Here is a 15,682-nt window from a genome sequence, read left to right as displayed (position 1 = left end):
GTACGTCGCGGCTTCTAACATGCGGGGACGGCTGGATGGAAATGGTGGGGCGTGTCGGCTTTTGGGGCGCGATCGCGCTGGCGATGATGTGGTTGGTGCCGGCTGCCTTGGCGCAGGCGCCGGCTGAGCCGCAGGCGGAAGGTTGTCCGCGGCTCGTGTCGCAAGGGCCGGCGCGGATCATGCCGGCGGTCGTCAATGCCGACGAATTGGCGCTGACGTTCGTCGGCCATGCCACCTTCCTCTTGGAAACGCCGGCGGGCCTCACGGTTGCCACCGACTACAACGACTACGTCAAGCCGTCGCTGATCCCGAATGTGGTGACGATGAACCGCGCGCATTCGACCCATTATACCAATCGTCCCGATCCCGGCATTCGCACCGTGCTGCGCGGCTGGAATCCGGAAGGCGGTCCTGCATCTCATGACGTCACCATTGGCGACATGCGCATCCGCAACATCGTCACCAATATCCGCGATTGGCAGGGCGGTACCGATATCGCGGGCAATTCCATTTTCGTCTTCGAAGCCTCGCAAATCTGCGTCGCCCATCTCGGTCATCTGCATCACGAATTGACCGACGAACACATCAAGCAGATTGGCCGCGTCGATGTGGCTTTGGTGCCGGTGGACGGCAGCTATACTTTGTCGACGCCGCAGATGTTCAAAGTGGTACAGCAGATCGCGCCGCAGCTCGTCATCCCGATGCACTACTTCAGCCAATCGACGCTGAGCCGCTTTCTCGATCTGGCACGCGAGCAGTATCCGGTCGAATTCTCGCAAACTCCGACCGTCGTGCTGAGCCGGCCGATGCTGCCGATCCGCACGAAAGTGCTGGTGCTGCCAGGGCGTTAGCCGCCGATGGTGGTCGCGCGTTAGCGCGCGCCACGCACCATGGTGAAGAAGCGCGCCTGTTCGGCGGGGTCGCGGAAGCGGCCGGTGAAACGGCTCGTCACCGTCGAGGCACCCGCCTTGCGCACGCCGCGCAGCGACATGCACATATGTTCCGCATCGACGAGCACAGCGACGCCAAACGGCTTCAGCGCTTGTTCGAGCGCATCGGCGATCTGCGCAGTCATGGTCTCCTGCGTCTGCAAGCGGCGGGCGAAGACATCGACGATGCGGGCCAGTTTCGACAGGCCGACAACGCCGCCATTGGGATAATAGGCGACATGCGCGGTGCCGACGAACGGCACCATGTGATGTTCGCAATGCGAGGAGAAGGGAATGTCCCGCACCAGGACCATGTCGTCATAGCCGTCGACCTCTTCGAAGACCTTGTCGAGGACTTCGTCGGGATCCTGGTTGTAGCCTTGGAAGAATTCTTCATAGGCTTTGACGACGCGTTTAGGCGTATCGATCAAACCTTCACGGCCTGGATTTTCGCCAACCCAGCGCAGCAACGTGCGAACGGCTTCTTCTGCCTCTTCGCGTGTGGGGCGCAGAGTATGCTTGGTCGACGCTTCGGCCTGTGAGGTAGAACGTGCCTCGATTGGCTGATGGGTCGAGGTCTTAACCACGGCGTCCATGGTGCCTCCTAGGGTGTGTTGACGGGCATCCTGAGCGGGATGCCGTATGAGGGACTACTGGCCTTTTCTGCTCGTTTCGTTCCTTTCTATGCGGTAACGAAGGAAGCGACAAGTATTTCAGTATTTTACATTCGTGGCCCGTGCTTCAAGCCTTGAAACGGAGCCACCCGCAGAACTATATAGAAAGCGAAACTCCTATTTTCGATGGCCGTTCCGAGGTTTTTGCCGGGCGCGTCATCCGGACACACCAGCTATGCTCAACGAGATTTACAACAAGCGCATTCTGGAACTGGCTGCTGACATCCCCCGTCAGGGGCGTCTCGATCATCCGCAGGCCAGCGCCACGGCCCATTCCAAACTCTGTGGATCGACGGTGACCATCGATCTTGATCTCAAGGATGGGCACGTGTCCGATTTCGCCCACGATGTGAAAGCCTGCGCCCTCGGTCAGGCGTCTTCGTCGATCATGGCGCGCAACATCATCGGCTCGACGCCGCAAGAATTACGGGTGCTGCGTGAGACCGTGCGCAAGATGCTCAAGGAGAATGGCGAGCCGCCGCGTGACGGCAAGTGGGCCGATATCGCCGTGCTCGAACCGGTGCGCGACTACAAAGCGCGCCATGCCTCGACCATGCTGACCTTCGATGCGGTGGTAAAGGCGCTCGATGCCATCGAAGCGCAACCGACGGGCGCCGCGCCGGCCGCTGCGTTGCAAGGTTGATCGCAAAGCGGAGCAGATCATGCTGCGCTCCACGGCCCATGTTCTGATCCGCACCTATCAGCTCACGCTGTCGTCCTTGGTCGGGCGCACGTGCCGGCATCTGCCGACCTGTTCGCAATTCACCGACGAGGCCATCCAGACCCATGGTTTCTGGGCTGGTGGCTGGATGGGCTTGGCGCGCATCTGCCGCTGCCGGCCGGGCGGCACCGCAGGTTACGATCCGGTGCCCGAAACATTGCCGGAGGGTGCCGATTGGCGCAGGCCCTGGCGCTACGGCCAGTGGCGCGGCCCTTTGCGTTGCGATGAAGTGCGCTCCGAATGAGGATCACACCCGCAGCAGCATGAGGTCGGTGTCTTCCGGCTTGGCGCCGGCCATGGTCAGCATGGCATGCACCTGGCCGCGGTGATGGGTTTCGTGATTGAAGAAATGCGCGATCAGATGCTGTTTCGACATCGACATGTCTTTCTTCAGCAGCCCCGAATACCAGGATAGATCGCCTTTGAGCCAATCGGGATCGAGGGTTTCGGCCCATCGTTCGATCTTCGTATCGGTGGCGCGGCGTACGTCGCTCAGCTCCTCGAAGCTGTCATGCATGGCGAGCCCGTCCTTGGGCGCCATTTGAAAGGCGCCTTCGCTGAGAAAGCGGTCGAGCCAGACGCGATCGGCCCACAAGAGATGGTTGAACGTGGTGTGGATGGAGCCGAAAAAGGCGCCGCGCTGCCGGCGGCGTTCCTCATCGGAGAGGGTCGCGGCGGCGTCATAGAGGCTCTTGTTCTGCCATGAATTGTATTTCGCCATGGTGATCACATAGTTCTTGTCGATCAAGTCGTCTCTCCCCCTTAGACGTTTCTGCGATTGGCTCTAGCTGCGCGCCTGTAATTCGACGGCGAGTGCGTAGACGCGCAGTCTGAGGTCCTCGGGCAGATCGCGCAAGGCCTCAAGAAAGATCCGTCCCGCTCGGCACATGGTGGCATCGGGCAAGGGCGGATCGGGCGTGTGGGCGTCGAGCAAGGATTCGATCTCGGGCGTGTCGAGCCCACGTGCGCGTAGCGCGTCTTCCAGCGTGCGGAAGTCGCTGTCGCTGGGGGCTTCGCGCTTGTCGGTGCTTTTCTGGCCGTCGATCATCGCATCGAGGCTGGCCTGCGCCAGTTTTGCCATCAGCGGGCGATTGGCCTGGGCGAAATCGAAAAAGCCCGCAGCCGCGCCGCCATGCAGGAAATCGGCGCAGACCTGCGGATCGGCCGCTTCCATGGCGCTCAACACGTCGAATTGCCGGTCGAAGACATTCTGCAAGGCGGCGTCGGACGCCTTCGCCGCCAGGATGCCGCGGCTGTGGCGCAGGGATCGCATCGCCTCGGTCAGATAGAAGTCGGGTGTGCCGGTGCGATGACCGCGTGCGGCGCGCTCGGCGAATGTGTCGAACATGCGGGTGTGGTCGGCCGGATAGGCGGCGAGGATGGAGTCGAAATAAGTGGTGAACTCGGGTGTCCGCGCCAAGAGATTGCTGATCGCGGTCCGTTCTTCGGCGAGTTGCGCCGCCGACGGCTGGTCGGCGGCCTGCCTCGTCTCAAGACGCTGGGCCTCGCGGTAGTTCAGCGCGCCATCGAAGAAGCGCCAGCTCAGATAGGCGCTGGCGACCAAGGCGATGGCAAGCAGGACGATACGCAGGATGTGCATGCGCCGGTTCCGCCGGACCGATTCCTAATGAGAGCGGGGCATGAAAAGCGCGTGCCACTTTTCGCACCCCGCTCAGGGGACCCTCAATTCAAGGGCGTAGCGAACCGCCGGGCAATGTCAATATTGCGGCAGCCGCTCGGTTGGGTTGTTGATGGCCGGGGATTACGCGCAGGTTTTAAGCTTGGCGCGGTATCCAGCGGCCCTCCTTGTCGCGGCCGACTTTGCCCGCCAGGCGCAGTTTTTCCAGCGCAAGCACGATTTCCCGGCCGTCGCGGCTGCCGGTGGCGGCCATCAGGTCCTCGAAGAACTTCGGGCCATCCTCGATGGCGGCTTCGACGCTGGGGAAGCGCTTGCCGCCATAGCGAGGCGGCTCGGGGATGATCGGCGGGCCGGCGAGTGTCTGGGCGAAGGGCAGGGTGCAGTCGAAGCCAGCCTTGGCGCCGGTGCGGGCACCATTCAGGGATGGATCGAGCGGGATGGCGCGGAAACCCGACTGGATAACCAGATCGCGATCAGCCTGGAAGCGGGTGGCCATCGCCCAATCGACCTGGCCGTCGGAGCGGATGTCGATATCGGGATCGACCACCCAGACGTGCTTGGCATTGGAGACCGAGCCAAAGACGGCGGCGATGGCATTGCGTGCTTCGCCCGGCACGCGCTGGCGGATCGCCACGCGCACATGCAGGCCGCCGCCCGACGCGGTGAGCACGTTGATGTCGACGGGCTCGCGCACGGCCGTCTGCAATGCTCGCCACAGGGTCACTTCGGCGCGGGTGGCGTTGAGCTGCGAGGTGTCGGTGCAATCCATCGTGCGTCCGCCGATGGTCGAGGTCTGGAACAGAGCGTCGCTGCGCTTGGTGATGGCGGTCAGATGGAAGACCGGATTCATCTTCAGCTCGCCATAGTAGCCGAGGAATTCGCCATAGGGCCCTTCTGGCTCCACATGGCCGCGCTCGTCGATATAGCCTTCCAGGATCATTTCGGCGTCGGCCGGCACCATCAGATCGTTGGTGATGCATTTGACCAACGGCATCGGGCCATCGCGCAGCGAAGCCATGATGCCGACTTCGTCGATCGGCAGGCGCATCACGGCGGAGACATGATCGACCGGATGAGAACCAAGCACGAAGGCGATCGGCAGTTTCTGGCCGCGGCGGGCGCTGGCTTCGTAGATTGCCTTCAAATCGCTAGGCGACAGAAGGTCGACGCCGGCTTCCTGGCGGCCGCGCAGCATCAGGCGGCGCATGCCGACATTGGTGAGGCCGGTGGCGGGATCGCGCACGATGTCGACGCCGGCTGAGATGTAGGGCGCGCCATCGAGGCCATGCTGGAGATGGGCCGGGAGGCGGGTGAGATCGGCGTCATCGCCCGTCAACACCACTTGCTGCACCGGGGCCTCGGCACGGCTGACCTCGATCATCTGCGGCCGGTTGTCGAGGCGGCGCAGAATTTCGTGCAGCAGCTTATCCGGCGTGGTGTTGAAAGCGCGGGCAATACGGGCGCGGCTGGCGGTGACATTACCGATCAGTTCGGCACCCTCGGGGCCTGCCTTGCGGAAATAGACCGCTTTCGGCGAACCTTCGAAATGTTGGGCAAGATCGGCGAGATCGACCGGCTCGTCATGGGTCTCCAGTTCGCCGAGTGCTTCGATTTCCTTGAGAAACCGGCGCAAGCTGTAGCGATCGAGGTCGATCGCGGTGCCGGCTTTCTGCAAAATGGTCATTGTTTCCTCCGACGCGGCTCTGGCCGCTCTTTTTTATGAAAAGATGAAATCCAACGGGACTACATCCGAAACGACGGGCGTTGTGAAGTGGATCGCGGCTGGGTGCAACATATTTCAGGCGTTCCCTGGCTGGTCGCGCGAGAAATTTTGCGGCCGGCCATAGCCATATTCCCATTGCCTGCGCTAGAAGGCGGCAACGGCGGGGGGAACCCGCCCGAAAGATGTGGAGGAAATGGGGATGGTGTTCCGTTATGCGATAGCATTCTGCCTGGCGACGATGGTGGCAGCGCCCGCCCAGGCACAAGACTATCCAACGAAGACGATTTCACTGATCATGGGTTATCCGCCTGGCGGCGGCGTTGATATTCCAGGCCGTTTTTTCGCGGCTAAATTGCAACGGTTGTCGGGACAAACGATCGTCGTCCTCAACAAGCCGGGTGCCAATGGCAATATCGCGGCTCAGGAAGTTGCTCGCGCGACGCCTGACGGCTACACGCTGATGTGGGCGCCCAGTTCGGTCTATTCGGCCAATATGTTTCTCTACAAAAAGCTGAACTACGACGCCCGCCGGGATTTCACGATGATCTCGCCCGGTAGCCAGTATGGCTTCCTGCTGGCGGTCAATCCCAAGAGCACGGTCAAGACCGTGGCCGAACTGACTGATTTGCTGAAAAAGAAGGGCGATAAAGCCCAATACGGATCAGGTAGTTCTACCGGTATGGCGGTGGGTGAACTCTATAAGTCGATGGTGGGGCTCGATACCCTGAACGTGCCCTACAAAACGACACAGGATGCTGCCCGCGAATTGGGCAATGGCGTGCTCGACTTCATGTTTGTCGATGCTCCCTTCGGCATGGGGCAGATCGTCGGAGGCCAGCTCAAGGCTCTCGCCGTCACCCTGCCGCAGCGCATGTCCTTTGCGCCCGACATTCCCACGATGGATGAGGCTGGCGTGAAGGACTATGAACTGACCGGCTGGATGGCCTTGGCGGCGCCGGCCAAGACGCCGAAACCGATCGTCGATAAATTGCGCGGTTGGATGAAACAGGCGGTGGAAGAGCCCGATACCGCCAAATTCCTGGCAACGGCCGCTTCCGTGCCCTTTACTTTGGCACCCGACAAAATCGACGCCTATTGGGATGGACAGATCGAAAAATGGCGTAAGCTGATCGATCTTGCCAAGATCGAGGCACAATAGGTTTGCAAGGCATAGCTGGTGCGGCTTCGCCGGAGGCCGCACCAGAATTCGCGCCCGTGGGCGTCGGCATCAATAGATGGGAGGAAAGTGTGGACGATAAAATGACCCCTGGCGCTGGCCATAACGTTGCGCGGGTCGAGGATCCCAAGGGGCCGCTGGCGCCCAAGGCGAGCTTCGGCAGCGACGTGGTCGCCGAAACGCTACGCGACCTGGACGTGCCCTATATCGCGCTCAACCCGGGCGCCAGCTATCGCGGCCTGCACGATTCCATCGTGAATTATCTCGGCAATACCAAGCCGCAGATGCTGCTGTGCCTGCATGAAGAACATGCCGTTCACATCGCGCAGGGCTGGGCCAAGGTGACTGAAAAGGCGATGGCCGCCGCGGTTCACTCGAATGTCGGCCTGATGCATGCCTCAATGGCGATCTTCAACGCCTGGTGCGATCGCATGCCCGTCCTGATCATGGGTGCGACGGGCTATCTCGATGCTGCCCGCCGCCGGCCGTGGATCGAATGGATTCACACGTCGCGCGATCAAGCGTCGATGATCCGCAATTATGTGAAGTGGGACGATCAGCCGGGTTCGCCGACGGCGGCGCGGGAAGCCATCGTGCGCGCGCGCTGGATCGCCGAGACGACGCCGAAGGGTCCGGTCTACGTCAATCTCGACGTCGGTCTGCAGGAAGATCCGTTGGCGAAAGACCTGCCGCCGATGGATGTCAAGCGCTATGGACCGCCGGTGGTGCTGGGCCCCAGCGAAGACCTGGTGGCGCAAGCCAAGAAGCTGATCGAAGGCGCGAAGAAGCCGGTGATCTTCTATGGTCGCGGTTCGCGCGCGCAGGCAGCCTGGGACAATCGCGTGGCTTTGGCCGAGCGGCTTGGCGCGCCTGTCATCACGGACCTGAAATCCTCGGCGGTTTTCCCGACGGAACATCCGCTGCACGCGGGTTGCGCCCATATGCAGGCGGAGAAGCATATCGCGGCCTTAGTCCGCGAGGCGGATCTGATCCTGGCTTTCGACGCGGTCGATATCGGCGGCTTCTTGCTGTCCTGTGTCGAAGGCGGTGCGCCGACGGGCAAGATCGTCAACGTCTCGATGGACCATCGCATCCACAACGGCTGGAGCATGGATCATCAGGTGTTGCCGCCGGCGGATCTGTTCGTCTCTGCCGACACCGACCTCACCGTGGCGGCGCTGGTGAAGGCGCTGGGCTCGGCGAAGAAGGAAGTCTGGTCGAAGGACGTGCGGCCGAAGCGCGATCTGGCACTGCGCGGCGCCAACGAACAACCGCTGGTGCGCGATCTCGCGCTCGCCCTGCGCAAGGCTCTCGGCAAGCGCGAGGTGTCGCTGCTGCACACGACGATCGCCTGGCACGAGAGCTGGTGGCCGATCGACCATCCGCTGGCTTACTTCGGTGGCGCCGGCGGTGGCGGCCTGGCCGCTGGTCCAGGCATTGCTGTGGGTTCGGCGTTGGCGCTGCGTGGCAGCGGCCGCTTCCCGGTCGCAGTGCTGGGCGACGGCGACTTCCTGATGGGCGCAACGGTGTTGTGGACGGCGGTGCATTACCGCATTCCGCTGCTCATCGTCGTCTCCAACAATTCCTCGTTCTACAACGACGAATTGCATCAGGAGCGCGTGGCCCACACGCGGACGCGCCCGCCGGAAAACAAGTGGATCGGCCAGAAGATGATCGATCCCGACATCGACCTGGCGCAGATCGCCAAGGGTCAGGGCGCGACCGGCATCGGGCCGGTGCGCACCATCGCCGAGCTGGAAGCGGCTCTGCCGGGGGCCATCGCGGCCGTGGAAGCCGGTGGCGTCGCGCTGATCGACGTGCGCGTGGTTCCAGGTTACGCTTGATTGCGTGACAGGCGGGGCGCGCCGGGAGAGGGCGCGCCTCGTTCTAGATAAGAAATGATCGAGGGAGGGAGAAATGACGTCGTGGCTTCGACGGCTTTTTGTCTGCGCGTTTTTTGTTGTCGCATCATCGCCGATGATGGCGCAGGATTATCCATCAAAACCGGTGCGCATTCTCATCGGCCTTCCGGCCGGCGGTGGCGCTGATCTGCTGTGCCGTTATTTTGCCGATCAACTGGCGAAAGCGACCAATCAGACCGTCGTCGTCGAGAACAGGCCGGGCGCCGGCGGCAATCTGGCGACACAGGCGGTGGCTTCGGCCAAGCCAGATGGCTACACGCTGCTGTTTTCGACCAGCAATCCTTTGACCGGCAATTTCTATCTCTACAAGAATCTCGGTTTCAAACTGTCGGACTTCGTGCCGATCACCACGCTGGCGCGCGCGGCTTTCGTGCTTGTCGTTTCCGGCAAGTCTGACATCCACAGCGTCGCTGAGCTGACGAAAAGCCTGAAGGAGAAAGGCACACGGGCACGTTATGGCGCGCCGACGTCGATCTCGCTGGCCTCGGCGGAAATCTACCTCGATGCGATCGGCGTGAACGCGCAACGCGTGCCTTACAAGGCGTCCGCGATGGCAGCGACCGAGCTGGCCGCCGGCGATCTCGATTTCTTCTTCATGGATTCGACGGGAGTGAAAGGTCCGGCGGAGCGCGGCCAGGTGCGCATGCTCGCTGTCACTTCGCCGCAGCGCATCTCGCTGGCGCCGGATGTGCCGACGATGCAGGAGCAGGGCGTCGCCGATTTCGACATGACGCCCTGGTTCGCCATTTTCGCGCCGGTGGGCACGCCGCAGGATATTCGCGACAAGCTGGAAGGCCTGCTCAACGCCATCGTCAAAACGCCGGAGACGGAGGCGTTTCTGCGCAATGCCGCTGCCGACCCTTATCCGGGTAACCCGGACGTGCTGATGGCGACGGTGCGTTCGCAGACCGACAAATACCGTAAGCTGTCGGAAGGCGGAAAGCTGCCGCTCGCGGCGGAGTGAAGGCGGCCAAAATAAAACTCCCGGACGCAGGTCCGGGAGTTTCCATTCTTAGAGAGCGTTGCCGATCAGGCAGCCTGTTCGAGCGCCTGGGCTTCGGCGTCGCCGGCTTCGATGGCGACGGCGACCGATTGCAGGATGGCGGCATAGCGTACCGCCGTCTGCACCGTCACAGCTTCGACGCCATGCTCGCGCAGCACTTTCTCATGGGCATCGATGCACATGCCGCAGCCGTTGATGGCGGAAACCGCCAGCGACCACAGTTCGAAATCGGTCTTCGGAACACCCGGATTGCCGATGACGTTCATGCGCAGCTTTGCCGGCAACGTGCCGTATTCCTTGTTCGAGGCGAGATGAACAAAGCGGTAGTAGACATTGTTCATGGCCATGATCGATGCCGCCGCGCGCGCCGCCTGGGCGGCTTCGGGCGAGAGCTGGCCAGCAGCTTCCGCGCCGATGGCGCTTGCGACTTCCGCATTGCGCGTGGAGATCGCCACCGCCAGCAGCAGGCCCCATTTGGTCTGCTGGCCGAGGCTCTCGTCGCCGGCAAGCGACGAGAGATTGAGGCGGACATCCTTGGCGAAATCGGGAATACGGGCCTTCAGAGCTTCGATGCTCATGATGCTTCCTTCCTGACTTTTTAGGCAGCCTTCAGGGTTTCGCCGCCGACTTCGCGGTTGCAGGCGCACAGTTCGTCGGTCTGCAGGGCGTCGAGAACACGCAGCGTGTCCTTCGGCGCGCGGCCGACGCTCGAAGCCGTCGCATAGACGTGCTGGATGACGTTGTGCGGATCGACGACGAAGGTGTAGCGATGGCAGGTGCCGTCTTCGGCGCGCACGCCAAGACCGTCGACCAGCGAACCCTTGGTATCGGCGAACTGCCAGATCGGCAGGCTCTTCAGGTCCTTGTGGTCACGGCGCCAGGCCAGCTTGACGAATTCGTTGTCGGTCGAGCCGCCGAGGACGACGGCGTCACGGTCGGCGAATTCCGAGTTGAGGCGGGCGAATTCGGCGATTTCCGTCGGGCAGACGAAGGTGAAATCCTTCGGGTAGAAGAAGATGATCTTCCACTTGCCGGCGAAGCTGTCCTGGGTGAGGGTTTCGAAGGCGCTGACGCCCTTTTCCTCATGGTTGTTGAAGCCGGGCTTCACGCCGGTGATGTCAAAAGCAGGCAGTTTCGAGCCGATGCCGAGCATGTATCTCTCTTTCTTTTTTGGGGAGCGGACTTTGCCGCATTGGCGTCAACGGAAGGCCTCTGGATGCGCCTGCGGCGCGCCTTGGCTTCCGGACATGGTCAAGATAGGAATTTGTTTGGGATCGATCCAATCGATTGTGTCTTAAAGATCGATAGAGAATATCTATAATTAGATGTATTCTATTCTAGATCAAAAGCTTACTGTGGTTAAAAAGCACAAGCTTGAGGAAGCGAAAAAGGAGCTGGGGCGTGATCAAGGCAATACGTATTCATGGGCACGGCGGGCCGGAGGTGATGCGTTTCGAGGACATCGAATTGCCGCCGCCGAGGGCGGGCGAAGTGCGGGTGCGCCACACTGCCGTGGCGCTGAATTTTTCCGACATCAACGTGCGGCGCGGCGGTTTTTATCAGAAAGACCCGCTGCCCATGCCGATCATTCTCGGCAATGAGGCGGCGGCGGTTGTGACGGCGCTGGGGCCAGATGTCGATACATGGCGTGTGGGTGACCGGGTCGGTTATGTCGGCATGGGTGCCGGCTTCTTTCAGAACACCGGCTCCTATGCGCAGGAGCGCAATGTCTTCGCCGCGCGGCTGGCGCCGATCCCTGACAATATTTCGGACGTGCAGGCGGCCTCGATCATGCTTAAGGGGCTCACCGCCTCCAACATCATCAACAAGATCTACCGGCCGAAGCCTGGCGACACCGTTTTGATCCATGCCGCCGCCAGCGGCGTCGGCCTCATCCTGGTGCAATGGTGCAAGCATTATGGCGCAACGGTCATCGGCACCGTCGGCAGCGCCGACAAGGCCGAGATCGCCAAGGCGCACGGCTGCGATCACACCATTCTTTATCGGCAGACCGATTTCGTGAAAGCGGTGAAGGCCATCGTGCCGAAGGGCGTGACAGCGGTGCTCGACGGTGTCGGCAAGGATACGTTCATTCCCTCGATGGATTGCACGGCGCCGTTCGGCACTCTGGTGAACTATGGCAATGCTTCGGGGCATGTGCCGCCGATCGACATCATCGATCTGTCCTTGAAGGGAACGTTGAACCTCTGGCGGCCGGGCGTGCATTATTTTCTCGGCGATCCAGAACGTTTCCGCGAGCTAATGAAGGATCTGTTCGAACTGGTCGGGCAAGGCGTGCTCAAGACCGTGGCGACGCGCACTTATCCGCTGGCCGAGGCCGCCAGCGCCCATCGCGATGCGGAAAGTGCTGCCCATGCGGGTCCGGTGGTGCTACTGCCGTAACGGCACCGATGACGTGAGGAGACCGCGATGACATTGCAGCAATTGCGTTTGCTGCGGGCCATTTCCCGAGCCGGCCTGAATATTTCGGCCGCCTCGGGCGCCCTGAACACATCGCAACCCAATGTCAGCCGGCAGATCAAGGCGCTGGAAGCGGAGATCGGCATCGAACTGTTGATGCGCAAGAAGAACCGCATTGTCGGGTTCACCACCGGCGGACGTGCCGTGTTGCAGCAGGCGGAACGCATCCTACGGCAGATCGAGACGATCGGTGATATCGCGCAGGATGCGCGTGGCGGCGGCGAGGGCCGTTTGATCGTGGCCACGAGCCATCTGCATGCGCGCTACACTTTGCTCGACCCTTTCGCGCGTCTGCGTGAAAAGCATCCGAAAGTCGAGCTGTTGCTGATCCAGGCGGATATCAAGGATCTGCCGCGTCTGGTGCAGGATGGGGAGGCCGATCTTGGCATCAGCACGGGCGATGCTCAGGCCACTCGCTCATCGGCCGAGGTCGCGACGCTGAAAGGCGAAGTGATCAAGCGCAGCGCCATCATGCTGCGTCAGCATCCGCTGGCAGCCAAGAAAAGCCTCAGCCTCGCCGATCTGACCCATTATCCCTTCATTGGCTATAATCCGCGTTCCGTCGGCGGGCGCATGATCGCCGATGCGGCGCAGAAAGCTGGCATCGATCTGCGGCCCATCGTGCAGGCGGAGGATTCCGATGTCATTCGCGCCTATGTGGAACATGGGCTGGGGGTCGGCATCGTGCCGACCGTGTGCATCGCCGGCAAGACGCGGTTGCATGCGATCGATGCGACGCATCTGTTCGCGGCGACGACGGTCGACGTGTCCCTGCGCCGCGATCTTTATCTACGGTCTTATATTACCGATTTCATTCAGATGGCCTCGCCGAAATGGTCGGCGAGCGCCATCAAGCGGGCCCTGACGGCACCCGCCGCCAAGGCCCGAAAGAGCTGATTACTTTGCGGCCGCAGTGATTTTCTGGACGACCGGAATCCAGCGATCGAATTCCTTGCGGACGAAAGCATCGGTCTCGGCGGGGCCGAGATACAAAGGCTCCGTGCCGACCTTGCGCATATGGGCCTGAAAGGTTTCGTCGCGCGAAAGCTTTTCAAGGATGCTGCCAAGGTAGGCAACCAATTCCGGCGGGGTCTGCGCCGGTGCGAACAGGCCCGTCCATGAACCGACCGAATAATCGTAGACGCCCTGTTCCTGCACGGTCTTGAGATCGGGCTCGCTGGCGGCGCGATGTTCGGATGAGACGCCGAGATTGAGAATGGTCCCCGCTTTGGCCTGCGCCAGTGCCGACGGCAAAGTCAGCCATGCCAGTTCAATGCGGCCGGTCGTCAGATCATTGAGCGCCTGAGCGCCGCCTTGATAGGGGACGTGGGTGATTTTCATCCCTGTCCGCGCGGCAAACAATTCGCCGGCGAAATGCGGGCTGCTGCCGGTGCCGCTCGAGCCGAAGAACAGCTCCTTCTTGATTTTCAGCAGATCCGTCACCGTTTTGACGCCCAGTCCCGGCCAGGCGCTGAGCACCAAGGGCACGTCGTTGAGAATGCCGATGGCCGCGAAAGAGGTTCTGGGATCGTAGCTCGGATCGGCCTTGGCCAGATAGGCGAAGACATGGCTGGAAGCCGAGCTGATCAGCAAAGTCGATCCATCGGGCTTGGCCCGCGCCACGAAGCCAACGCCGACATTGCCGCCGGCGCCCGGTCTGTTTTCGACCACGACGGAACGGTCGATGGCCTTCGACAGCTCCGGCGCCAGCAGGCGGGCCGTCACGTCATTGGCGCCGCCGGGCGTAAACGGCACGACGATCGTCACCGGGCCGGAGGGCAGGGCAGGTTGTGCTTGAGCCGTCGATGCCGCGAGCGCCACGGTGAGGGCCGCGGAGGCACAGGCCGCGAATAGCCGAAGTTGAACCATCATTGTCTCCCTAGTGTCTTTTAAGCCGCTTATGTGGCGGATCATTGAGCAGAATCGGTGAGGCGCCAGGTCGAGCGCCGGGCATTCATGAATTTCGACCGCATGCGCTCGGTCCAAGGCGTCTTGCGTGCGATCAGCCCTTGTGGGCTTTCGAAGGCGTTGACGTCGGAGAGATCGTAGGCGGTCAGATAGCGTGGCTGCGCATTGACGGCTTCATAGCGGCGTGCGCGCAGAATGCCGGGCACCGACACTAGGCGTGGAAGATGTTCGACATCGTACCACTGGGTATATTCGTCGACGATATCGTCGGGAATGTCGGTCTGCACCAGATAGAGAAAGGACGGGGCCGCGGCACCGCCGTCGCCGACATCGCGGGCGAGCGCGAAGGTGCTGATCTCCTGCGCACCAGGCAGGTCGATGTTCCAAGTTTGAGCGCTTTCGATCCATACGAGCCGCTCGGTCGAATCGACGCTGTCGGCGCTGCGCACGAAGGCGTCAGCGCCGTTGTTGGCACCTGGCATGATCGCATCGCCGCGGATCATGCACAGGTGCTGCCATTGCGATGAAACGATCACGCCGGCGTTCCGCCCTTGAGCATCAGGCGATAGAGGTAGCGCACTTCCGAGACCGGATAATCGCCGTTGGCCTTATGCATCAGGCAGCGATTGTCCCAGATCACCATGTCGCCTTCATGCCACTTGTGGCGATACTGGAAGCGATCCTGGGTCGAATGTTCGAGCAGTTCGTCGAGCAGAGCGCTCGTTTCCTCGCGCTCGAGGCCGATGAGCCGCTCGATGCGGATCGGATTGATATAGATGGCTTTGCGGCCGCTGATCGGATGGGTGCGGACCAGCGGATGAATGACTTCCGTCGTTGCTTTCGTCTTGGTTTCGTCCTTCAGCGCCATCAGTTTGCGGGTGCTGAGCGAGCTTTGATAGACGTGGACCGCCTGCAGGTTGTCGATCCGGGCCTTCATGGCTTGCGACAGGGCGTCATATGCTTCGTACATGTTGACGAATTGCGTGTCGCCGCCGGTCTTCGGCAGTTTCACCGCGTGCAGCACCGTCGCCTTGGGCGGCTGCGCATCGTTGGAATGGTCGGTGTGATAGCCCTCGCCGGGAATATAGACCTTGCCATCCTCGAATGTGTCCTGGTTCGAGATGTAATGGATCTCCGGGCATTCGGGCACGGAAAAGCGGCTGTTGTGCTGCGGAAAGATCGTGCCAAACAGTTTCGCGGCGGCGAGGAATTGATGCGGGTCGAGTTTTTGGCCGCGAATGGCCAGCACGGTGTGCTTGATGAAGGCGTCGTTCAGCTTCTGGCGCAGCGGCGCATCGACAGGGCGGCTCAGGTCGACGTTGAGGATTTCTGCGCCGGTATGGGCGGATAGGGGATTGATGGCAATGTCTATTGTGTCGGACATTTCAGGAGGCCTCATGGAGATAGGTGAAGCGGTATGAGGCGAAACTAGAGACGGTCTGATATGCTTTCAAAGACCTAATTGCGATAGAATTATGCCTTAAACGCATAGTGGAGGGGCAGGA

The 15,682-nt window shown here is 61.5% G+C and carries 17 protein-coding genes; 8 read left to right on the top strand and 9 right to left on the bottom strand.

The features are described 5' to 3' along the window. Window positions 1-35: 35 nt before the first annotated feature. A complete protein-coding gene (locus OIM99_RS23205; protein ID WP_311852854.1) occupies window positions 36-851 on the top strand; it encodes an MBL fold metallo-hydrolase in 816 nt (271 codons plus the stop codon). 20 nt (window positions 852-871) lie between these two features. Here OIM99_RS23205 and folE read toward each other — a convergent pair whose 3' ends face one another. Continuing rightward, window positions 872-1,525, bottom strand: coding sequence for a GTP cyclohydrolase I FolE (gene folE, locus OIM99_RS23200; RefSeq protein WP_311852853.1), 654 nt, complete (start codon window positions 1,523-1,525; stop codon window positions 872-874). Window positions 1,526-1,778: 253 nt separating this feature from the next. Here folE and OIM99_RS23195 point away from each other — a divergent pair, with 253 nt between their 5' ends. After that, window positions 1,779-2,246 carry an iron-sulfur cluster assembly scaffold protein gene (locus tag OIM99_RS23195; protein WP_311852852.1) on the top strand — a complete coding sequence of 156 codons (468 nt, stop codon included), beginning with the start codon at window positions 1,779-1,781 and terminating at the stop codon, window positions 2,244-2,246. Between the two features lie 19 nt (window positions 2,247-2,265). Further along, window positions 2,266-2,568 carry a membrane protein insertion efficiency factor YidD gene (gene yidD / locus OIM99_RS23190; protein WP_311852851.1) on the top strand — a complete coding sequence of 101 codons (303 nt, stop codon included), beginning with the start codon at window positions 2,266-2,268 and terminating at the stop codon, window positions 2,566-2,568. A 3-nt stretch (window positions 2,569-2,571) separates the two neighbouring features. Here yidD and OIM99_RS23185 read toward each other — a convergent pair whose 3' ends face one another. The 3 genes from OIM99_RS23185 to OIM99_RS23175 all read right to left on the bottom strand — a co-directional run bounded on the left by OIM99_RS23185 (window position 2,572) and on the right by OIM99_RS23175 (window position 5,647). After that, the gene (locus OIM99_RS23185; RefSeq protein ID WP_311852850.1) at window positions 2,572-3,072 is read right to left on the bottom strand and encodes a DinB family protein; all 501 of its coding nucleotides are present in this window, start codon (window positions 3,070-3,072) and stop codon (window positions 2,572-2,574) included. Window positions 3,073-3,108: 36 nt separating this feature from the next. Then, window positions 3,109-3,924: a hypothetical protein gene (locus OIM99_RS23180; RefSeq protein ID WP_311852849.1), complete on the bottom strand. Its 816-nt coding sequence runs from the start codon at window positions 3,922-3,924 to the stop codon at window positions 3,109-3,111. Between the two features lie 175 nt (window positions 3,925-4,099). Then, window positions 4,100-5,647: a UbiD family decarboxylase gene (locus tag OIM99_RS23175; RefSeq protein ID WP_311852848.1), complete on the bottom strand. Its 1,548-nt coding sequence runs from the start codon at window positions 5,645-5,647 to the stop codon at window positions 4,100-4,102. Between the two features lie 238 nt (window positions 5,648-5,885). On the opposite strand from OIM99_RS23175, the gene OIM99_RS23170 reads away from it, so the two are divergent. From OIM99_RS23170 to OIM99_RS23160, 3 genes are all read left to right on the top strand, one after another. Then, a complete protein-coding gene (locus tag OIM99_RS23170) occupies window positions 5,886-6,845 on the top strand; it encodes a tripartite tricarboxylate transporter substrate binding protein (RefSeq protein WP_311852847.1) in 960 nt (319 codons plus the stop codon). 89 nt (window positions 6,846-6,934) lie between these two features. Then, on the top strand, window positions 6,935-8,707 hold the full coding sequence (locus OIM99_RS23165; protein ID WP_311852846.1) for a thiamine pyrophosphate-dependent enzyme: 1,773 nt from the start codon (window positions 6,935-6,937) through the stop codon (window positions 8,705-8,707). Between the two features lie 73 nt (window positions 8,708-8,780). After that, complete coding sequence (locus OIM99_RS23160) at window positions 8,781-9,749, top strand: tripartite tricarboxylate transporter substrate binding protein (RefSeq protein ID WP_311852845.1); 969 nt, start codon at window positions 8,781-8,783, stop codon at window positions 9,747-9,749. 65 nt (window positions 9,750-9,814) lie between these two features. Here the strand turns inward: OIM99_RS23160 and OIM99_RS23155 are convergent, their stop codons facing one another. Both OIM99_RS23155 and OIM99_RS23150 read right to left on the bottom strand, forming a co-directional pair. Beyond that, window positions 9,815-10,366 (bottom strand): carboxymuconolactone decarboxylase family protein, encoded by a 552-nt coding sequence (locus OIM99_RS23155; RefSeq protein ID WP_311852844.1) that lies wholly within the window; start codon window positions 10,364-10,366, stop codon window positions 9,815-9,817. Window positions 10,367-10,386: 20 nt separating this feature from the next. Beyond that, window positions 10,387-10,941 carry a peroxiredoxin gene (locus tag OIM99_RS23150; protein WP_311852843.1) on the bottom strand — a complete coding sequence of 185 codons (555 nt, stop codon included), beginning with the start codon at window positions 10,939-10,941 and terminating at the stop codon, window positions 10,387-10,389. A gap of 248 nt (window positions 10,942-11,189) precedes the next feature. Here OIM99_RS23150 and OIM99_RS23145 point away from each other — a divergent pair, with 248 nt between their 5' ends. Continuing rightward, complete coding sequence (locus OIM99_RS23145; RefSeq protein ID WP_311852842.1) at window positions 11,190-12,191, top strand: quinone oxidoreductase; 1,002 nt, start codon at window positions 11,190-11,192, stop codon at window positions 12,189-12,191. Window positions 12,192-12,218: 27 nt separating this feature from the next. Further along, entirely contained in the window at window positions 12,219-13,166 is a 948-nt protein-coding gene (locus OIM99_RS23140; protein ID WP_311852841.1) for a LysR substrate-binding domain-containing protein, read from the top strand. Here OIM99_RS23140 and OIM99_RS23135 read toward each other — a convergent pair whose 3' ends face one another. The 3 genes from OIM99_RS23135 to OIM99_RS23125 are packed head-to-tail and all read right to left on the bottom strand — an operon-like array spanning window position 13,167 to window position 15,561. Further along, window positions 13,167-14,138 (bottom strand): tripartite tricarboxylate transporter substrate binding protein, encoded by a 972-nt coding sequence (locus tag OIM99_RS23135; RefSeq protein WP_311852840.1) that lies wholly within the window; start codon window positions 14,136-14,138, stop codon window positions 13,167-13,169. It abuts the gene before it with no gap. A gap of 41 nt (window positions 14,139-14,179) precedes the next feature. Next, a complete protein-coding gene (locus OIM99_RS23130) occupies window positions 14,180-14,713 on the bottom strand; it encodes a DUF4286 family protein (protein ID WP_311852839.1) in 534 nt (177 codons plus the stop codon). Next, window positions 14,710-15,561 carry a TauD/TfdA family dioxygenase gene (locus OIM99_RS23125; RefSeq protein WP_311852838.1) on the bottom strand — a complete coding sequence of 284 codons (852 nt, stop codon included), beginning with the start codon at window positions 15,559-15,561 and terminating at the stop codon, window positions 14,710-14,712. The genes OIM99_RS23130 and OIM99_RS23125 overlap by 4 nt, the downstream gene beginning before the upstream one ends. Between the last annotated feature and the right edge of the window lie 121 nt (window positions 15,562-15,682).

The organism is Methylocella sp. CPCC 101449 (assembly GCF_031921685.1).
Lineage (GTDB): Bacteria > Pseudomonadota > Alphaproteobacteria > Rhizobiales > Beijerinckiaceae > Terripilifer.
This window is presented reverse-complemented; position numbering and strand designations above follow the sequence as displayed.